This is a genomic window from Snodgrassella sp. (assembly GCF_024103505.1).
GTDB classification, from domain to species: Bacteria; Pseudomonadota; Gammaproteobacteria; order Burkholderiales; family Neisseriaceae; genus Snodgrassella; species Snodgrassella communis.
In genome coordinates, this window is the sequence record NZ_JAGGIJ010000008.1 from 1 (window position 1) to 15,985 (window position 15,985).

Consider the following 15,985-nt stretch of genomic DNA (forward strand, 5'->3'; position numbering starts at 1 on the left):
TGATGTTTTTAAGCTGCTCTTGATTTAGATAAAGTTAATCCGTTTGATATAACGGCAAAGTTCTGTGCGTTTGTGCTACATGCTGGTAATTATAATGGGTAAATAAATGGCATAAACAATCACCCAGTTATATATCATTACCTTTATAGCTCAGCTAATGATAGGTTCTTTGCAGTAATAAATATCTGAATTGATTCATCTCACAACTCCTTATTGTAAATATTTTACAATTTGAATGGCTATGACGGTCTTTTACATTACAATTTCTTAACATTATACCAATTTAGATAAATAAAATAAACCATGTACTATGCAAGGTATCAGGATATTATAAATTAGTGTCGTTGAAAGATAACGGGTAATTGGTCTGAAAACTTATGTGGCGGTCTACGTTTTAAATGGTAGTTTAAGTTGGTATGTTAATGTCAATGCATTATAAATAAAGCAGTTTAGTAGATGTTTTCGGTAAGTTTATATCACTGTATAGCTATTGTTCCGGCTATTTGCTTGCTATATCTGGCAGGCAACCATGAATACATCTGGTTGCCTGTAGACGACTATAAAGGTTTGAAATCAAGTTGGGTAAATATTCGCACCGGATTACCGCGCGCTATCTGGTGATGGTGCTTATGTTGTGCAGCTTTATGTTTTGCCTGTAACTGCTGCGCCCGCTGTGCCAGCTTATGCTGTAGGAGCAGAACAGCGAGTTTTTTGTTGGCATGTTGGCTGCGCTCAGTTTGCACTTTAACGCTGATACCGCTAGCCACATGGGTGGCTCTGACTGCTGATTCGGTTTTGTTAATGTGCTGACCACCAGCTCCAGATGCGCGCATGGTCTCGAAGACAATTTCATCAGACTGCTGCTGAACAGTTGGATTAAAACAGCTTGCTCCGATAAACCAGTTTTTGCGCTTGTGCTGCGGTCGATAAGGACTGGGACAAATCCATTGAATGGTGCCCTGCCAGCTATCAGCCAATGCCTTGGCCTGTGCACCCTCCAAGGTAAGCAGTACTGAATGCAGTCCATGTTTAGCTGGCTCCTGCTCCACAATTTCAACTTTCACCTGCATTTGTTTAGCCTCATATTGTAAGCGTGCCAACGCTTTTACCACCGCCAGACAGCATTCAGCCGGTCCATAAGCGGCAGATAATTGCAAGAGTTGCATTATTTTTTCTCCGTTTGAACTTTATATGTGATTACCGGTTTGAAGCGGGCTATTAGCCGGATTAAATCGGCCTGAACTAGGGCGGCAATAACACTGTCGATTGATTTATAGGCTTGTGGTGCTTCTTCATACAGGAGCTCACGGTCGCAGCAGATTACGCGGCTGCCGTGTACGGTACGGGTAAGCTGTTCAGCAGTATAGTAACCGGCCAGTCTGCCTTTGCAGGCTGAGCGCTGCCATTTGCGACCGGCACCATGTGCCAGTGAATACAGGGCGGATGCTGTATCCAGTGGTTGTACCAGATAACTGTAGTCACCCCGTGAGCCCGGAATAATCACCAGTCCTTTCGTGGCTGCTGCGGCACCTTTGCGATGCAGCCAGCCGCATTCGCCGTTAATGGTGACTGGCTCAATAAAGTTGTGGCTGATATCTACCAGCTTTTGTCCCTGCGCGCGTAGGTTGGCCAGTATGCGCCGGCCAATCAGCTCCCGGTTTTGTTGTGCATAATCCAGAGCCTGATTGTGTTGCATCAGGTAGGTGCTGCCAGCAGCGCTATCGGCAACTAAACCTTGATGGCCATACTGGCGGATGTGTTTATCCAGAATCACACCGCCCAGACCACGCGAACCGCTATGCACCATCAGTTGTAGATGCTGCCGATTTAGGCCGATTTGTCGGGCAGTTTCCGGCGCATAAATGGTTTCCAGCATTTGCAGTTCGGCAAAGTGATTACCGCCGCCAATGGTACCGGAAGCATACATGTGTTCCGCAAGTGGCTGAATATCTGGCCACAGGCTGATGCATTCTGCTTCAGACAGGGGCTGGTCGATATTGCCCAGACGTTTAATCAGTTTGGCCTGATTCATGGCATGGATTTTTACTGTGGTTTGCCATAATGACATGCCGCAGCCGATATCTCCGCCAATGAGCGCCGGATAAAGATATTGTGTAGTAAAAAAAGCTGCACCTACCGGATAACCACGGCCGGGGTGTAAATCCGGCATACCGGCTACCAATTTAATATTGGGAAGTGTTGCTGTTGTTTGTAGCTGCTGGATGGCTTCGCCCTCTAACCAGAGTTCTGGTGTTGCTATCAGGGTGATGTTGTCCGCCAGCGGCTGAATAGAATTGCCCATTCTGATCCATTCCAATTATTTTTATTTGGTAATAAGCAAGCAATAGTCAGCCATGTTCATCGGGGCTGAACAGGATTAGCGTGCTGAAGAATAAATTGGCAGGCCGAAGCCAAGGATCAGGAGGTGATTAGCCCTGGATTGACCTGCAAGGGATAGGTAGTACAAGCATAATTATTCCTTTCCATTGCAATGTTGATGATTTGATAGAGTGGCGTACTGTAAATTATGTTCTACGGATAGTCAAAAATAATCAGCCATTTTTATTCTGATAGGCTGAGTATGTTTAATATTGTGTGGCTATTTCACTACTGTTTGGCTATTTCGGGCACTTTTGTTATGGGTTTATTTTAAGTTTAAAAAATAATAAACAAATTGATTATCAATTTGATATCCCGCCTGTTCATATAGGGCTCTTGCCTTGTGATTGTCACTGGCGGTGCATAATGAAATGCCACTGTAGCCACCATCATGGGCAAATTTTTTCACGTATTGCATGAGCTGGGTGGCGATGCCCTTTTGCCGATGGTTTACAGGGATATACAAGTCGTTGAGGATTATAGTGGACGATATTAATAATGAAGAAAAGGAAAAATATAACTGTACAAATCCGCAGGCTTGTTGCTGATGATAGGCAATGAAGATGGCTGAATCCTGCTTCTCCAGTCTTTCCTGAATAAATTTTCTGCTTTCTGTTTGATTATCAGCCAGACCGTAGAACTGGCGATAGCTAGCAAACAGTAAAGCAGCATCATCGAGCTGCTCTGATGTTGCCCGAACAATAGAAATTTGATCAACCATTTAATAATTTCTTGTGCAGTTATTGATTAAGTGGGCATATATTTAACAATAATAACCCGTGCGTTGGTTTCAATCGGTAACAATGTTTCCTGCATAAGCTCAAGTGCCTGCTCCGGACTGAAACCGCCTGAACCGGCGCCAATCAGTGGGAAAGCAACAGACGCATAGTTCTGGGTATTAACAATGTTCATGGCGGAAATAACTGATGTGCGGATTGAATAAGCGCTGGCGCGCCAGAACATGTTGATGCCGGCCACATGAATGATGGCCTGATAAGGTAATTTACCGGCACTGGTAACAACTGCGGAACCTAATTTAAGTGCCCCTGCTCTGCCTAGCTGGCGAAAAGGTGCGTAGCCGGCTTTTCGCTTGATGGCACCAGATACCCCCTGTGGCAATAGTAACCACCATGGAATAATATTCCGGTTCCATGCATTGACAATAACTTCGACAGGTTGTTCCAGTAAATCTCCACTGATAATTTCAGGCTGCATAATAAGTTTTTCTCGCAGAATTTCTGTTTATTTTATTGCCCGCCTGAGTATGTGCTGCGTCTGTTTATTGCCTGTAACACCTCTTGAAGACTAGTAGATGCATATTAAGCTTATCAGGGTGGCACGCTTGTGTTTACAATAACTGATTGCAATGATGAACACAAGAAGAGGAAATCATTTATGGCACAATTTTTTGCTATCCACCCTACTGATCCGCAGGAACGCCTGATTAGTCAGGCTGCGGATATTATTCGTCATGGCGGTGTAATTGTTTATCCAACTGACTCCTGTTATGCACTGGGCTGCCAGCTAGGTAACAAAGAGGCAATGGAACGGATTCTGCGTTTACGTGGTATTGATCAGAAACATCATCTTACATTGATGTGCCATGATCTAAGCCAGCTGGGTGTTTATGCCAGAGTGGATAATAGCCAGTTTCGTTTACTCAAAGCCACAACGCCGGGCAGTTATACTTTTATTTTACAGGCAACTAAAGAAGTACCTGCCCGTACACTGCATCCCAAACGCAAAACCATTGGTTTACGTGTACCGGATAATCGGATTGCGCTGGCGTTATTACAGAATCTGGGTGAGCCAATGTTATCGTGTACACTGATGCTGCCACACGAAAGTGAACCTTTAACTGATCCGTATGAGATACGTGATCAACTGGAACATACGGTTGATCTGGTGATAGATGGCGGCTGGTGTGGTACGGAGCCGACAACGGTAATTGATATGACTGAAGGCATTACACTGGTGCGTGCAGGCAAAGGTGATACAGCTGTATTTGGTTTGTAAAGGACAAACTGGTACTATATCGTGCCTAGTGTGATGGTTTTTATTTATGTTTTAAGGATTGTACCTTGGAGAAATTTGATCTGGCTTTTCTATTGTTGGCCATTTTGCCAATTTTACTGGCCATTACTCTTTCAGAAGCGGCCTGTGGCTATATGGCACGTTATTGTGGAGACCGTACGGCTGAAACGATGGGCAGGCTTAGCCTGAATCCGGCTAAGTACATTGACATCGTTGGAACAATTATTGTCCCAGCCTTTACGCTGATTGTTTTGCAGGGTTATTTTATGGTTGGCTGGGCCAAGCCGGTACCGATTGATCCGCGTAATTTCACTAATCTGCGCAAGGGTGAGCGTCTGGTGGCCATTGCCAGCCCGCTGGCCAATCTGCTGATGTGTCTAGGCTGGACGATTGTGGTGATTATCAGTCGCTGGGTACCGGAGTATTTTCAGGAACCAATGATGCTGATGGGAATAATGGGTATGCGGTTTAATGCCGTGTTCTGCTTTTTCAGTCTGCTGCCGATTCCGCCGCAGCCGGGCGCCCGCTTTGTTGACAGCTTTCTGTCGCCTCGTGCTTCGATGCAGTACCGCAAGCTGGAACCGTATGGCACATGGATTATTATATTTATGATTATCAGTGGCGTACTGTCTTTTATACTACGGCCATTTGTCAATTTGGTTATGTCAATGATGGCAATCTTAATTGATCTGTTCTGAGTATTTTTAATGCCGCAATAAGTAATGACAACTTGTATCAGGCCGCAGACTTTGTTTCTGTGGCCTGATGTTTTTATATTGAATGAAAAATTTTAGATGCGGCAAATCAGGGATGGATATTGCTTTGTCCCAGAGTTACTCTATCCAGACCAGCCAAATCAGGTAAGGTGTGAATCTGGCTGAAACCATGTTGCGCCAGCATATCACGCACGGCTTCGCCCTGATCGAACCCATGCTCCAGTAACAGCCAGCCTGCCGGACGCAGAAAGGCTGCGGCACCAGAAATAATAGTTGCCAGTGCACTCAGACCATTGTGATTATCTGTTAGTGCGTGCTGCGGTTCAAAGCGTAAATCCCCCTGCTGCAAATGCTGGTCGTGTGCAGCAATATACGGAGGATTGGATACAATCACATCTACACTATGCAGTGCCGGCTGTGGCTGTGCCTGATACCATGATCCTTGCCCGAAACGCACATTCGCCTGTAAGGCCGTAGCATTGCTACATGCAATAGCCAGTGCCTCGCTACTGATGTCTGCTGCCCATACTTGCGCATCAGGGCGCTCACAGGCAACGGTTACTGCGATGACACCACTGCCCGTACCTAAATCCCACAGAGTGCCCTGTTCAGGCAAATGTGCCAACGCAGCCTCTACCAGATGTTCCGTTTCCGGGCGGGGAATCAGTACTGCTGTAGAAACCTGAAAACGCCGGCTGTAAAATTCGCGCCAGCCAAGCAGATAGGCTAATGGTTCACCTGCCAGCCGTCGCTGTGCCAACTGACTCAGGTTGACCTGTTCGCTAGTACTCAGCGGTTGCTGGCCATGGGCAATAATGTAGGCATAATTGATATCCAGTACCTGAGCAAGCAGCATACGCGCTTCCAACCGTGGCAAGCCACAGTTGCGTAACCAGCCGTCAATGGTTATGGGTAAATCAGCATTCATCATTTACTTATCAGAACTGGTTTATAACAGAAACAGGGTGGCCAGACCGAGAAAAATAAAAAAGCCGCCGGAGTCGGTAACAGCGGTAATCAGCACACTGCTGCCCAGTGCCGGATCACGGCCGGCTTTCTGCATACACACCGGAATGAGCACACCGACAGTAGCAGCCAGTAACAGATTCAACGTCATAGCAGCCACCATCACCAAACCAATGCCGACACTATGATAGAGAAAATAGGAAACTAAGCCCATCACTGAGCCCCAGATAATGCCATTGACGAGAGCAACGCCCTCTTCTTTGCGCAATAAACGCCACGCCTGACTATTACTAATCTGACCGGAAGTCATGGCACGTACAATCATGGTAATAGTCTGATTACCGGAATTACCACCAATACCGGCTACAATCGGCATTAAGGTAGCCAGAGCAACAATTTTTTCAATTGAGTGTTCAAACATGCCAATCACGCGACTGGCCACAAAAGCCGTACACAGATTAACAGCCAGCCAGATCCAGCGGTTTTTTACCGAATCGAATACTGGTGCAAACAAATCTTCCTCTTCACGTAAACCGGCCATATTCAGCATATCGGTTTCTGATTCTTCACGAATTACGTCCACCATTTCATCTATGGTAATACGTCCGATTAATTTACAATTATTGTCTACTACCGGTGCGGTAACTAGATCATAACGTTCAAATGCTGCGGCTGCTTCTTCGGCATCGTCTTCTGGACGGAAAGTAACCACATCATCAGCCATAACAGTAGAAACCAGCAAGTCCGGATCGGCTACCAGTAAGCTGCGGATAGGCAATACGCCTTGCAGTACATCATAATTATCGACAACAAAGATTTTATCAGTATGGTCGGGCAGACGCTCAAACCGGCGCAGATAACGCAATACCACTTCACAGCTTACATCAGCACGAATACTAACCAGCTCAAAATCCATCAATGCGCCAACCTGATTGTCTTCGAACGACATGGCGGCGGTAATCTGCGCCCGCTCTTCTTCATCGCGGCTGCTTATCGCCTCATAAACAACTTCTTTGGGCAAATCCGGTGCTAGCTCGGCTAGCTCATCAGCATCTAACTTATCTACGGCGGCCAGCAGCTCCTGCTGTGCCATATTCTCAATCAGGGTTTCACGTACCGGATCTGAAACCTCCAGTAACACCTCACCATCTTCAGTAGGAGTGGCCAGCTTCCACACCAGCATACGTTCCTGCAATGGCAATGACTCCAGCAAGGTGGCCATATCAGCAGGATGTAATTCGTGCAGGATAGCAATCAGTTCAGTCAGTGCCTGCTGCTGCTCGGGCATCTGTAAATAAGATTGAGTGTGCGAATGGATATATTCAGCAACAGGTAAAAGAGTAGCAACCAGCTCACAAATATGGTCAGTGTCTAGATGCAGACGTTCCTGCTCGCTGAAGTTACCGTGGTTATCCATTGTATCGTTGTCCTAATTGTTGCACCGTGCAATCCGGGGCATTCCCGCCGTGAGTACAGGCCGTATACTCTAATGCAACAGTATTTGCCTGATATGATAAATTAAAGCCTGCTTTGGCAGGCTATGGATATATTATTGTACACGGATTTCAGCCAATGCTTAAAGCCAAGATCAAGGAACAGCGCAGAAAATATTTACCAAGATTGATGATTTCTCCCGCGATCGATACACAGGAATTTACTCAGATAAGTCTCTATTTAGCTCAGCGTTTTTTACAAACCGATGTCTTAGCCTAATGCGCTGATACCATTGATTGAACTTGCAACCATTGCCGGATTAGCTCAATTGCTTTTTTAAATATTGAATTATCAAGCAGAACCAGCATACCAAACAAATTTACTCATGCGAAAAACAGCAATATCGGCCACAAGCATTTGCTTTAATTGACATAGAATAAAATAGCGATAATAGAATTGATTATTTTCAGGTATTTTTACCAGATGATTTAAAACATCAGCTTACTTAAAACATAAAAAAACACAATAGTCTGAATAGAATTTAATCAACTAAAAAATCGAAGTAATGACTACTTTTATAACAATTTTTTGTTTACCGGCGAAACCTAAGGTCACTACAAGAATCCGTTATTTATTAATTTATAATAATTTAGCTAAAATAACCCTATCTGAAACAGAAATTCGGTATGATGATAATAATAGAGAATTATAAAATCAAAAAATCACTGAATAGCAAATTGTATCAATAAAATGGTACAAATTTAGCCAAACTATCAATAATATAATCAGTAATAAAAAGTATTATCCTATCACCCTAAATAGACTAACTTCTTTTGTATAGAAATTGCAGTTAATACATATAGTTCAATAAAAATTCTGCATTTAAAATTCATATCGCATATCCAATTATCAGCAAAATATGCAAACAACAAAATCACACCAGCCCAAACAACATAAGTTATTAATCTTAAACAACATATTTATTAAAAATATTAAATCTTATTTTATGTTTAGCAGATTAATAGTAACCATACTTTGAAAGAACTATGAAAGAATATACGGCGGTAACAAAGTTAGAGCTTAGCAGAGCAAAAGCGACTTTGACTGATGATAGGCATATATGCGGTATCAAAATTGGTTTTGAAAGTGATTGTTGCCAGCGTTACTATATCAGATGCTCACATCCACGTTCAGGATTGATGTCTGGTTTCATACCGCCAACTACTGCTGCCTCAACCACACCATAACCATTAATATCATCATCACAAAATAGTCAGATACACATAGTACTTACCCAATTAAAGCCATATCTATAGCCGATTCAGTTTTCCTGCCCCACTACAGACAAATACCGGACTGTCTGAAGTATTGCCAAAACTGATCTCCTATTCACGTTCAAATCTGGTTTTAATTTGCACCGACAAAATTTCACGAGCCCGTGCAATACGCGAGCGCACAGTACCAACCGGACAACCTATCACATGAGCAATTTCCTCATACGTTAAACCATTAACTTCCGATAATATAATTGGCTGCCGTAAACTGACAGGCAAATTATCAATGGCCTCATCCACAGCATCAATCAATTCGCGATTAAGCAGTTGCGCTTCCGGCGTGTGATAATCAGACAGATATTCCAGAACATCAATCTGTTCGCCATCGTCATCCACAATCTCAGTAATCATCTGAGGTTCCCGCCCAGAAATAGCAGCCATAGATTTTGCTGTATTCATTCCAATGCAGCATAACCACGTATAAAACTGACTATCAGCACGAAATTGTGGTAACGCCTTATAAGCTTTGAGGAACGTTTCCTGTACTAAATCCAGCGTTATTTGCTCATCATGAGTAAAACGATGCAGAAAATGGTTTAAACGACGTTGATATTTATTGACAAGTAAACTAAAAATCTGTGCATCACCCTGCTGAGCCTTACGCACCAACATCTGCTCTTCAACCTGTTGAGTACGGTTATCATGCATACTGGTATCCTCTAATTATTGTTATTGCATCAATAGTTATCGTTATTGCATTAATCAGCAGCTGAATCTGCGATAAATATAGTATCAGTTTTCTGATTTATAATCTGATAGGCAAATCCTCCATAAACGGCATCCAGCCATTAACCACACCAATATCAGTTGCCACAGCCACATTAATAACAGCAACACACTGATTATTCGAATCACACAAGACCGGCCAAACAGCACGCATAAAAGGTGGAATTTTCCGTTCCTGTAATAATTTCTTAACCTTTTTTCTTCCTCCTCGCAAAACAATTGTATCCTGAACATGCACTTGACGCACCGTCCACTCAGCAATAATTTCTGCCAAGCCAAAACTATGCCGATTCCATTGCAAATAGTGGGCAGCAACCAACTGCCGGCAGGCTACTGGCAACTGTCCAAACCAGCGCCATTGCCTGTTGACCTCATGTCTGTCAATCCACAATCTGGAATCATAATAGATTATACAAGCCTGAGGCAAAGACCATTGTGCACCATTTTTACTTTCCATTAACTGTCGTTCAAATTCTATCAGCGCAGCCGCTGTTGACATCCCCAGACAGTTTTTATGTGCAAACAAGCGTAACTGCTGCCGGCGCCGTACCCCACTCAAAGTACGCCATAAAGGTATCTGAAATCCCTGCTGTTGTGCATGAATCATTGCCCAGTCAGCTTCGACCACCTCATCCAGCAAAGCTAGCTCATCCTGTAAGCGCCCAACTGCTGCTTCAATCTGCGTATCCAGATTCGGTAAATGCTCACGCCAGTGAGGTAAACCATCCAGACGTAGCCAGTTGCGCAAATAAGCACAATTACTGTTACTGTCATCCTCAACATGCACCAACTGCATCTCATCAGCATAAGCCTGTAACTGCTGGCGTGAAAAATGCAACAATGGCCGCCACAAAGCGGTACGTTCAGTTAATTTGCGCACAGCTGGCATAGCCGAAAGTGAACGTAAACCACCTCCACGCAATGCCCCCAAAAAAAAGGTTTCTATCTGATCATCCCGGTGATGTGCCAGTACCACTGCATCCGCCTCACTATCAGCATAAACCTGATACCGAACTTTACGAGCCGCAGCCTCAAGTCCCTCACCGACAGCACACACATCCACCTTAACTATCTTTAGCGGCACCGACCAAGATGCGCATAACTGCTGACAAAAAGCAGCCCATTCATCTGCATACCGGCTTAATCCATGATGTACATGAATGGCAGACACCTCAAGCGGCAAACGGTGACGTAAAAGAGTCAAAGCATGCAACAGAACTACCGAATCCAGCCCGCCACTAAGACCGACAGACAAAATACAACGGCCAGCCATAGTGGCTGACCATTGTTGCGCAATACTGTCACATAATTGGATACAAAATTTATTTACCGCTGAACTGACCATAATTCATCAGGCGATCAAAGCGACGCGTCAATAAAGTCGACAACTGTTTACCTTTAGCTTCTTGCAGCTGGCGGGTAAGCACAGATTTAACTCGCTGCATAATTTCCGGATAATTACGATGAGCGCCCCCCAATGGTTCCTCAATCACAGTATCAATCAGCTTCAGCTCATACAGGCGTTTGGCCGTAATACCCAGTGCCTGAGCAGCTTCCGGCGCTTTTTCAGCCGTTTTCCACAGAATCGAAGCACAACCTTCCGGCGAAATCACAGAATAGGTAGAAAACTGCAACATATTTACATAATCGCCCACAGCAATAGCCAATGCCCCGCCAGAGCCACCTTCACCAATTATCGTACAAATCACCGGTACCCGCAGCCGCGCCAGCTCATACAGATTACGACCAATTGCCTCAGACTGGCCACGCTCTTCTGCCCCGATACCCGGATAAGCTCCCGGTGTATCAATAAAAGTCAGCAAAGGAATCTGAAATTTTTCTGCCAGCTTCATCAAACGCAAAGCCTTGCGATAACCCTCTGGCTTAGGCATACCAAAATTCCGGCGAATTTTTTCCTTGGTATCACGACCTTTCTGATGGCCGATTACCATAACACTTTCACCATTAAAGCGCGCCAGACCACCTACAATAGCAGCATCATCAGCAAATGCACGATCACCGTGCAACTCCTCAAAATCAGTACACAGCGCATCAATATAGTCTAAAGTATAAGGACGCTGCGCATGACGTGATACCTGCGAAATCTGCACTGGTGTCAGCTTGGCAAAAAGATTTTTGGTTAAATCATCGCTTTTCTTTTTCAGGCGCGCGATTTCTTCGGAAATATCCACAGCCGATTCATCCTGCACAAAGCGCAGCTCGTCAATTTTCTGTACCAGCTCGGCTATAGGTTGTTCAAAATCCAAAAAAATCTGTTTCATTGTTAAGATATCCGCAAAAACATGTCGCAGCTATGATACGCGAAGAAATGAAGCTATGCAGCCCCAAATAACAAAAACCTGATACCGCATATCAACAAATAATATATAAACACATGATTTCCATAAAAAATAATTATAGAAAACATCTGAATCACCTTCAGCATATCCAGCTAACATTACCAAATTTCATTACATTTTAACCATATACAGCAACAACTTACCCAGACAGCATCAGCCAACATGTCAGCAAAATAAGTATCCGGCAATAAATAAATCTACAGCAGGATATATGCAACAATATGCATTAACAGCTTGCCAAAATTGGGAATTACCCGCTAAAATTGGCGATTTTCTGTTATATTGGCAGAAGAAAATTACTTCGATTTTTTCACTAAGGAATATACACAATGGTAGTTATCCGTTTGGCTCGCGGTGGTTCTAAACACCGTCCTTTCTATAACATCGTCGTAACTGACTCTCACAACCGTCGCGACGGTCGCTTTATCGAACGCGTTGGCTTTTACAACCCTGTTGCCAATGAAAAACAGGAACGCGTACGTCTGAGCGCAGACCGTTTGAACCACTGGATTGGGCAGGGCGCGCAATTAAGCGAAGCTGTTGCCAAACTGGTTAAAGAGCAAAAGGCTGCGGCCTGATTCAGCAGTAAAGCAGATGAATAGTACACAGCCACAATGGGTAGCAATGGGCTACATTAAGGGCGTATTTGGCGTAAAGGGCTGGGTGAAAGTCCATTCCGATACCGAATATACCGACAGCCTGCTCGACTATCCACAATGGCAGCTGAGTAAAGATGGACAGATCAAAACTGTAAACATTGCCGAAAGTAAAATCAGCGGTGATGAATTACAGGTGAGGTTTGATGGAATAAACGATCGTGACAGCGCAGCATTACTGCGTGGCTTTACTATCGAAATAGACCGTGCCAGCTTTGCCGAAACTGATGATGATGAGTATTACTGGACAGACCTGATTGGCCTGAGTGTCATTAACCGTACACAGGAAAATCTGGGTATTGTCAGCTCATTAATGCAGACCGGTGCGCATGACGTGCTAGTAGTAGATGGTGCCTTTGGCCGCAAACTGATTCCCTTTGTCGCCCAGTACATTGACGAAGTAAGCCTGCCACAACAGCAGATTTGTGTCGACTGGGGCAGCGACTACTGATGCACATTCAGGCCATCACCCTGTTTCCGGAAATGTTTACTGCCCTTACCGACAGTGGCGTAACCGGACGTGCCTTACAACAGGGCATCTGGCAGTTTGCAGCAATTAACCCGCGGCAGTTTGCTGATAATCCACAGGGCTATATTGATGACCGTCCGTTTGGCGGTGGCCCCGGAATGATTATGATGGCTCCGCCCTTACAGGCAGCCATAGATGCAGCCAGACAAAGCAGCCCGCAGGGACGACTGATTTACATGAGCCCTCAGGGCAAACCGCTGAATCATATGCAGGCAGCCAGTCTGGCCAGAGAACCGGCGCTGATTGTACTGTGTGGTCGTTACGAGGGTATTGATGAACGTATTCTCACCAGCAACGAAGTAACCGAAATCAGTATTGGCGACTTTGTGGTTTCCGGTGGAGAATTACCGGCCATGATGTTAATGGACGCAGTAATCCGCCTGCTACCCGGCACACTTGGTGATGCACGCTCAGCAGTAGAAGACTCATTTGCCAATGGTTTACTTGATTGCCCGCATTACACCCGTCCGGTAGAATTTCGTCAACAGACAGTTCCCGACGTTTTACGTAGCGGTAATCATGCTTTAATCGCTCAATGGCGATTAACTCAGGCGCTCAGGCGCACACTGACACGTCGTCCGGATTTACTGGCCGATCGTGGATTAACCCCAGAGGAATCCAGACTCTTGCAGCATATCAGACAAGAGGAACGGGACATCCCATTATAATAGGAAGCTTAACATGAACTTGATTCAACAATTAGAGCAGGAAGAAATCGCTCGTCTGAATAAAGAAATCCCGGCATTTGCGCCTGGTGATACCGTGGTTGTATCTGTACGCGTTACCGAAGGTAGCCGTACCCGTTTACAAGCCTACGAAGGCATTGTAATCGCCCGTCGCAACCGTGGCCTGAACAGCAACTTCATCGTACGTAAGATTTCCAGCGGTGAAGGTGTGGAACGTACATTCCAGTTATACTCTCCAGCCGTTGAAAAAATCGAAGTTAAACGCCGTGGTGATGTACGCCGTGCCAAACTGTATTACCTGCGTGGCTTAACCGGTAAAGCTGCCCGTATTCGTGAAAAACTGCCGGCTCGCAAAGCCTAAGCAGCATACACCATACATTAGCTGCCTATGGCAGACTAATCCTGAGGCCGAATTCATTAATTCGGCCTTTTTTCTTTGATTGCTGCACTAAACCACCTAGAATCCCTGTCTGCTACCAGCATATCAAAGCAGATAACAAACCATCAATATCTGGAAATTTAAACCAAATACTCGCCATAGCTTATCTCCCTTCCTTATCTGAGGTTTATCCTGCTTAAAGTTGCCCGAAAAATATCAGCCAGAATATACCCGCAATAAACCTTACCAATTTCAGCACCGTAAAAAGCTGAAAAATGTTAAAATTACCCAGTTTTTGTCTACTTCATCTCAATCAGCTTTGTTCTTGTCCAAAGGAAGCACACTAATGAGCCAGTCCCTGAGTTATCGTGATGCCGGTGTTGATATTAACGCTGGCGATTCGCTGGTCGAAAAGATTAAGCCATTTGCTAAACGCACCATGCGCCCCGAAGTATTAGGCGATCTGGGCGGCTTTGGCGCACTGGTCGAAATCAGCCAGAAATACCGCCAGCCAGTACTGGTATCCGGTACTGATGGCGTAGGCACCAAACTAAAACTGGCTTTTGAATGGGATCAGCACGATACCGTCGGCATCGATCTGGTGGCCATGAGCGTCAATGACATTCTGGTACAGGGAGCGGAACCACTGTTTTTTCTGGACTACTTTGCCTGTGGCAAACTGGATGTTGAATGTGCAGCAACAGTGATTAAAGGCATTGCTGCCGGTTGTGAACAATCAGGATGCGCCCTGATTGGCGGTGAAACCGCCGAAATGCCCGGCATGTACCCAGATGGCGAATATGATCTGGCCGGCTTTGCCGTAGGCGTAGTTGAAAAAGAACAGGTCATCAACGGACGCAGTATTGTAGCCGGTGATATTGTACTGGGATTGGCCTCTAATGGTATTCATTCCAACGGCTATTCATTAGTGCGCAAAATTATTGAGCGTGCCCAACCAGAACTGGACGCAGAATTCGAAAATGGCAAAACCCTGCGACAGGCTATCATCGCCCCTACCCGTTTATACGTTAAGCCCGTTCTGGCTGCATTAAAACAGTTTACCATCAAGGGTATGGCACACATTACCGGTGGGGGCATCAGCGAAAACGTTCCCCGTATCCTGCCAGACAACACCGTTGCCGCAATAGACGCACAGTCTTGGCCACTGCCAAAACTTTTCCAGTGGCTGCAACAGGCCGGACAAGTAGATATACAGGAAATGTATCGTACCTTTAACTGCGGTATCGGCATGGTAGTGATTGTAGATGCCGCAGACGCTGTTGCAGTACAGCACTTTCTACAGCAGCAGGGCGAAACTGTTTACCAGATTGGCACCATTCGTACACGTCAGGGTGATGAACATCAGACGCAAATAGCATAAAAAATTACATCTACAGAATATAAAACAAAAGCCCAGTATCAGCTTCCGCAAATTTCTGGGCTTTTATCAGATTAATCTGGTCAGGTAATACTGATAACTAATTAACTTTGTAGTGAAAAGCACTTTCGTCTGTCGCAAGCAAAACTACTCTCCTTAGGAAGCTTTTCCATAGACAAGTTATATAAAATCTTACTTCTTTATTAAGACTTCAAGGATTATTAAATGATTCAGATAAATCAGAATGGTGCCTAAACAAACTAATCATTCCTGTGCAAACAACGATACAATATTAAAGAATAAATAATTTTTTACAACCATCATAATAGATAACCCAAACACATGACACTAAAAATTTAAATCATTGATTCTGTAATAATTCATTTAAATCTTCAAAGCTTAATTTAA

At 44.6% G+C, this 15,985-nt stretch carries 16 protein-coding genes; 7 read left to right on the forward strand and 9 right to left on the reverse strand.

The features are described from left to right. Nucleotides 1-557: 557 nt before the first annotated feature. From prfH to J6578_RS08420, 4 genes are all read right to left on the reverse strand, one after another. Complete coding sequence (gene prfH, locus J6578_RS08405; RefSeq protein ID WP_287954367.1) at nt 558-1,166, reverse strand: peptide chain release factor H; 609 nt, start codon at nt 1,164-1,166, stop codon at nt 558-560. Beyond that, nucleotides 1,166-2,302: an RNA ligase RtcB family protein gene (locus tag J6578_RS08410; RefSeq protein ID WP_287954369.1), complete on the reverse strand. Its 1,137-nt coding sequence runs from the start codon at nt 2,300-2,302 to the stop codon at nt 1,166-1,168. Before J6578_RS08410 ends, prfH begins: the two co-directional genes overlap by 1 nt. A gap of 342 nt (nt 2,303-2,644) precedes the next feature. After that, nucleotides 2,645-3,100: a GNAT family N-acetyltransferase gene (locus J6578_RS08415; RefSeq protein ID WP_287954371.1), complete on the reverse strand. Its 456-nt coding sequence runs from the start codon at nt 3,098-3,100 to the stop codon at nt 2,645-2,647. A gap of 26 nt (nt 3,101-3,126) precedes the next feature. Further along, on the reverse strand, nt 3,127-3,594 hold the full coding sequence (locus J6578_RS08420; RefSeq protein WP_100120477.1) for a macro domain-containing protein: 468 nt from the start codon (nt 3,592-3,594) through the stop codon (nt 3,127-3,129). A 180-nt stretch (nt 3,595-3,774) separates the two neighbouring features. On the opposite strand from J6578_RS08420, the gene J6578_RS08425 reads away from it, so the two are divergent. Beyond that, entirely contained in the window at nt 3,775-4,395 is a 621-nt protein-coding gene (locus J6578_RS08425; RefSeq protein WP_100150219.1) for an L-threonylcarbamoyladenylate synthase, read from the forward strand. A 65-nt stretch (nt 4,396-4,460) separates the two neighbouring features. After that, nucleotides 4,461-5,111: a site-2 protease family protein gene (locus J6578_RS08430; RefSeq protein ID WP_093092038.1), complete on the forward strand. Its 651-nt coding sequence runs from the start codon at nt 4,461-4,463 to the stop codon at nt 5,109-5,111. Nucleotides 5,112-5,217: 106 nt separating this feature from the next. On the opposite strand, the gene prmC is transcribed toward J6578_RS08430, so the two are convergent. From prmC to J6578_RS08455, 5 genes are all read right to left on the reverse strand, one after another. Continuing rightward, the gene (gene prmC / locus J6578_RS08435; RefSeq protein ID WP_287954373.1) at nt 5,218-6,060 is read right to left on the reverse strand and encodes a peptide chain release factor N(5)-glutamine methyltransferase; all 843 of its coding nucleotides are present in this window, start codon (nt 6,058-6,060) and stop codon (nt 5,218-5,220) included. 18 nt (nt 6,061-6,078) lie between these two features. Beyond that, nucleotides 6,079-7,512 (reverse strand): magnesium transporter, encoded by a 1,434-nt coding sequence (mgtE, locus tag J6578_RS08440; RefSeq protein WP_093092040.1) that lies wholly within the window; start codon nt 7,510-7,512, stop codon nt 6,079-6,081. A gap of 1,402 nt (nt 7,513-8,914) precedes the next feature. Continuing rightward, nucleotides 8,915-9,511, reverse strand: a complete 597-nt coding sequence (locus J6578_RS08445; RefSeq protein WP_093092042.1) for a sigma-70 family RNA polymerase sigma factor — start codon at nt 9,509-9,511, stop codon at nt 8,915-8,917. A 97-nt stretch (nt 9,512-9,608) separates the two neighbouring features. After that, on the reverse strand, nt 9,609-10,934 hold the full coding sequence (tilS, locus tag J6578_RS08450; RefSeq protein ID WP_239365488.1) for a tRNA lysidine(34) synthetase TilS: 1,326 nt from the start codon (nt 10,932-10,934) through the stop codon (nt 9,609-9,611). Continuing rightward, nucleotides 10,912-11,871 carry an acetyl-CoA carboxylase carboxyltransferase subunit alpha gene (locus tag J6578_RS08455; protein WP_093092046.1) on the reverse strand — a complete coding sequence of 320 codons (960 nt, stop codon included), beginning with the start codon at nt 11,869-11,871 and terminating at the stop codon, nt 10,912-10,914. The genes tilS and J6578_RS08455 overlap by 23 nt, the downstream gene beginning before the upstream one ends. 407 nt (nt 11,872-12,278) lie before the next feature. Here J6578_RS08455 and rpsP point away from each other — a divergent pair, with 407 nt between their 5' ends. The 5 genes from rpsP to purM all read left to right on the forward strand — a co-directional run bounded on the left by rpsP (nt 12,279) and on the right by purM (nt 15,580). Further along, on the forward strand, nt 12,279-12,527 hold the full coding sequence (gene rpsP / locus J6578_RS08460; RefSeq protein WP_037407977.1) for a 30S ribosomal protein S16: 249 nt from the start codon (nt 12,279-12,281) through the stop codon (nt 12,525-12,527). 16 nt (nt 12,528-12,543) lie between these two features. After that, the gene (rimM, locus tag J6578_RS08465; protein ID WP_239428293.1) at nt 12,544-13,056 is read left to right on the forward strand and encodes a ribosome maturation factor RimM; all 513 of its coding nucleotides are present in this window, start codon (nt 12,544-12,546) and stop codon (nt 13,054-13,056) included. Further along, nucleotides 13,056-13,802, forward strand: a complete 747-nt coding sequence (trmD, locus tag J6578_RS08470; protein WP_093092050.1) for a tRNA (guanosine(37)-N1)-methyltransferase TrmD — start codon at nt 13,056-13,058, stop codon at nt 13,800-13,802. Before rimM ends, trmD begins: the two co-directional genes overlap by 1 nt. A gap of 13 nt (nt 13,803-13,815) precedes the next feature. Next, nucleotides 13,816-14,181 (forward strand): 50S ribosomal protein L19, encoded by a 366-nt coding sequence (gene rplS, locus J6578_RS08475; protein ID WP_025331156.1) that lies wholly within the window; start codon nt 13,816-13,818, stop codon nt 14,179-14,181. Nucleotides 14,182-14,545: 364 nt separating this feature from the next. Further along, nucleotides 14,546-15,580, forward strand: a complete 1,035-nt coding sequence (gene purM, locus J6578_RS08480) for a phosphoribosylformylglycinamidine cyclo-ligase (protein ID WP_100150215.1) — start codon at nt 14,546-14,548, stop codon at nt 15,578-15,580. Nucleotides 15,581-15,985 lie beyond the last annotated feature (405 nt).

Excerpts from the sequence above, each read along its gene's own strand:
- prfH (WP_287954367.1), bottom strand. The coding sequence starts at position 1,166 with ATGCAACTCTTGCAATTATCTGCCGCTTATGGACCGGCTGAATGCTGT.
- J6578_RS08410 (WP_287954369.1), bottom strand. The coding sequence starts at position 2,302 with ATGGGCAATTCTATTCAGCCGCTGGCGGACAACATCACCCTGATAGCA.
- J6578_RS08415 (WP_287954371.1), bottom strand. The coding sequence starts at position 3,100 with ATGGTTGATCAAATTTCTATTGTTCGGGCAACATCAGAGCAGCTCGAT.
- J6578_RS08420 (WP_100120477.1), bottom strand. The coding sequence starts at position 3,594 with ATGCAGCCTGAAATTATCAGTGGAGATTTACTGGAACAACCTGTCGAA.
- J6578_RS08425 (WP_100150219.1), top strand. The coding sequence starts at position 3,775 with ATGGCACAATTTTTTGCTATCCACCCTACTGATCCGCAGGAACGCCTG.
- prmC (WP_287954373.1), bottom strand. The coding sequence starts at position 6,060 with ATGATGAATGCTGATTTACCCATAACCATTGACGGCTGGTTACGCAAC.
- mgtE (WP_093092040.1), bottom strand. The coding sequence starts at position 7,512 with ATGGATAACCACGGTAACTTCAGCGAGCAGGAACGTCTGCATCTAGAC.
- J6578_RS08445 (WP_093092042.1), bottom strand. The coding sequence starts at position 9,511 with ATGCATGATAACCGTACTCAACAGGTTGAAGAGCAGATGTTGGTGCGT.
- tilS (WP_239365488.1), bottom strand. The coding sequence starts at position 10,934 with ATGGTCAGTTCAGCGGTAAATAAATTTTGTATCCAATTATGTGACAGT.
- J6578_RS08455 (WP_093092046.1), bottom strand. The coding sequence starts at position 11,871 with ATGAAACAGATTTTTTTGGATTTTGAACAACCTATAGCCGAGCTGGTA.
- rpsP (WP_037407977.1), top strand. The coding sequence starts at position 12,279 with ATGGTAGTTATCCGTTTGGCTCGCGGTGGTTCTAAACACCGTCCTTTC.
- rimM (WP_239428293.1), top strand. The coding sequence starts at position 12,544 with ATGAATAGTACACAGCCACAATGGGTAGCAATGGGCTACATTAAGGGC.
- trmD (WP_093092050.1), top strand. The coding sequence starts at position 13,056 with ATGCACATTCAGGCCATCACCCTGTTTCCGGAAATGTTTACTGCCCTT.
- rplS (WP_025331156.1), top strand. The coding sequence starts at position 13,816 with ATGAACTTGATTCAACAATTAGAGCAGGAAGAAATCGCTCGTCTGAAT.
- purM (WP_100150215.1), top strand. The coding sequence starts at position 14,546 with ATGAGCCAGTCCCTGAGTTATCGTGATGCCGGTGTTGATATTAACGCT.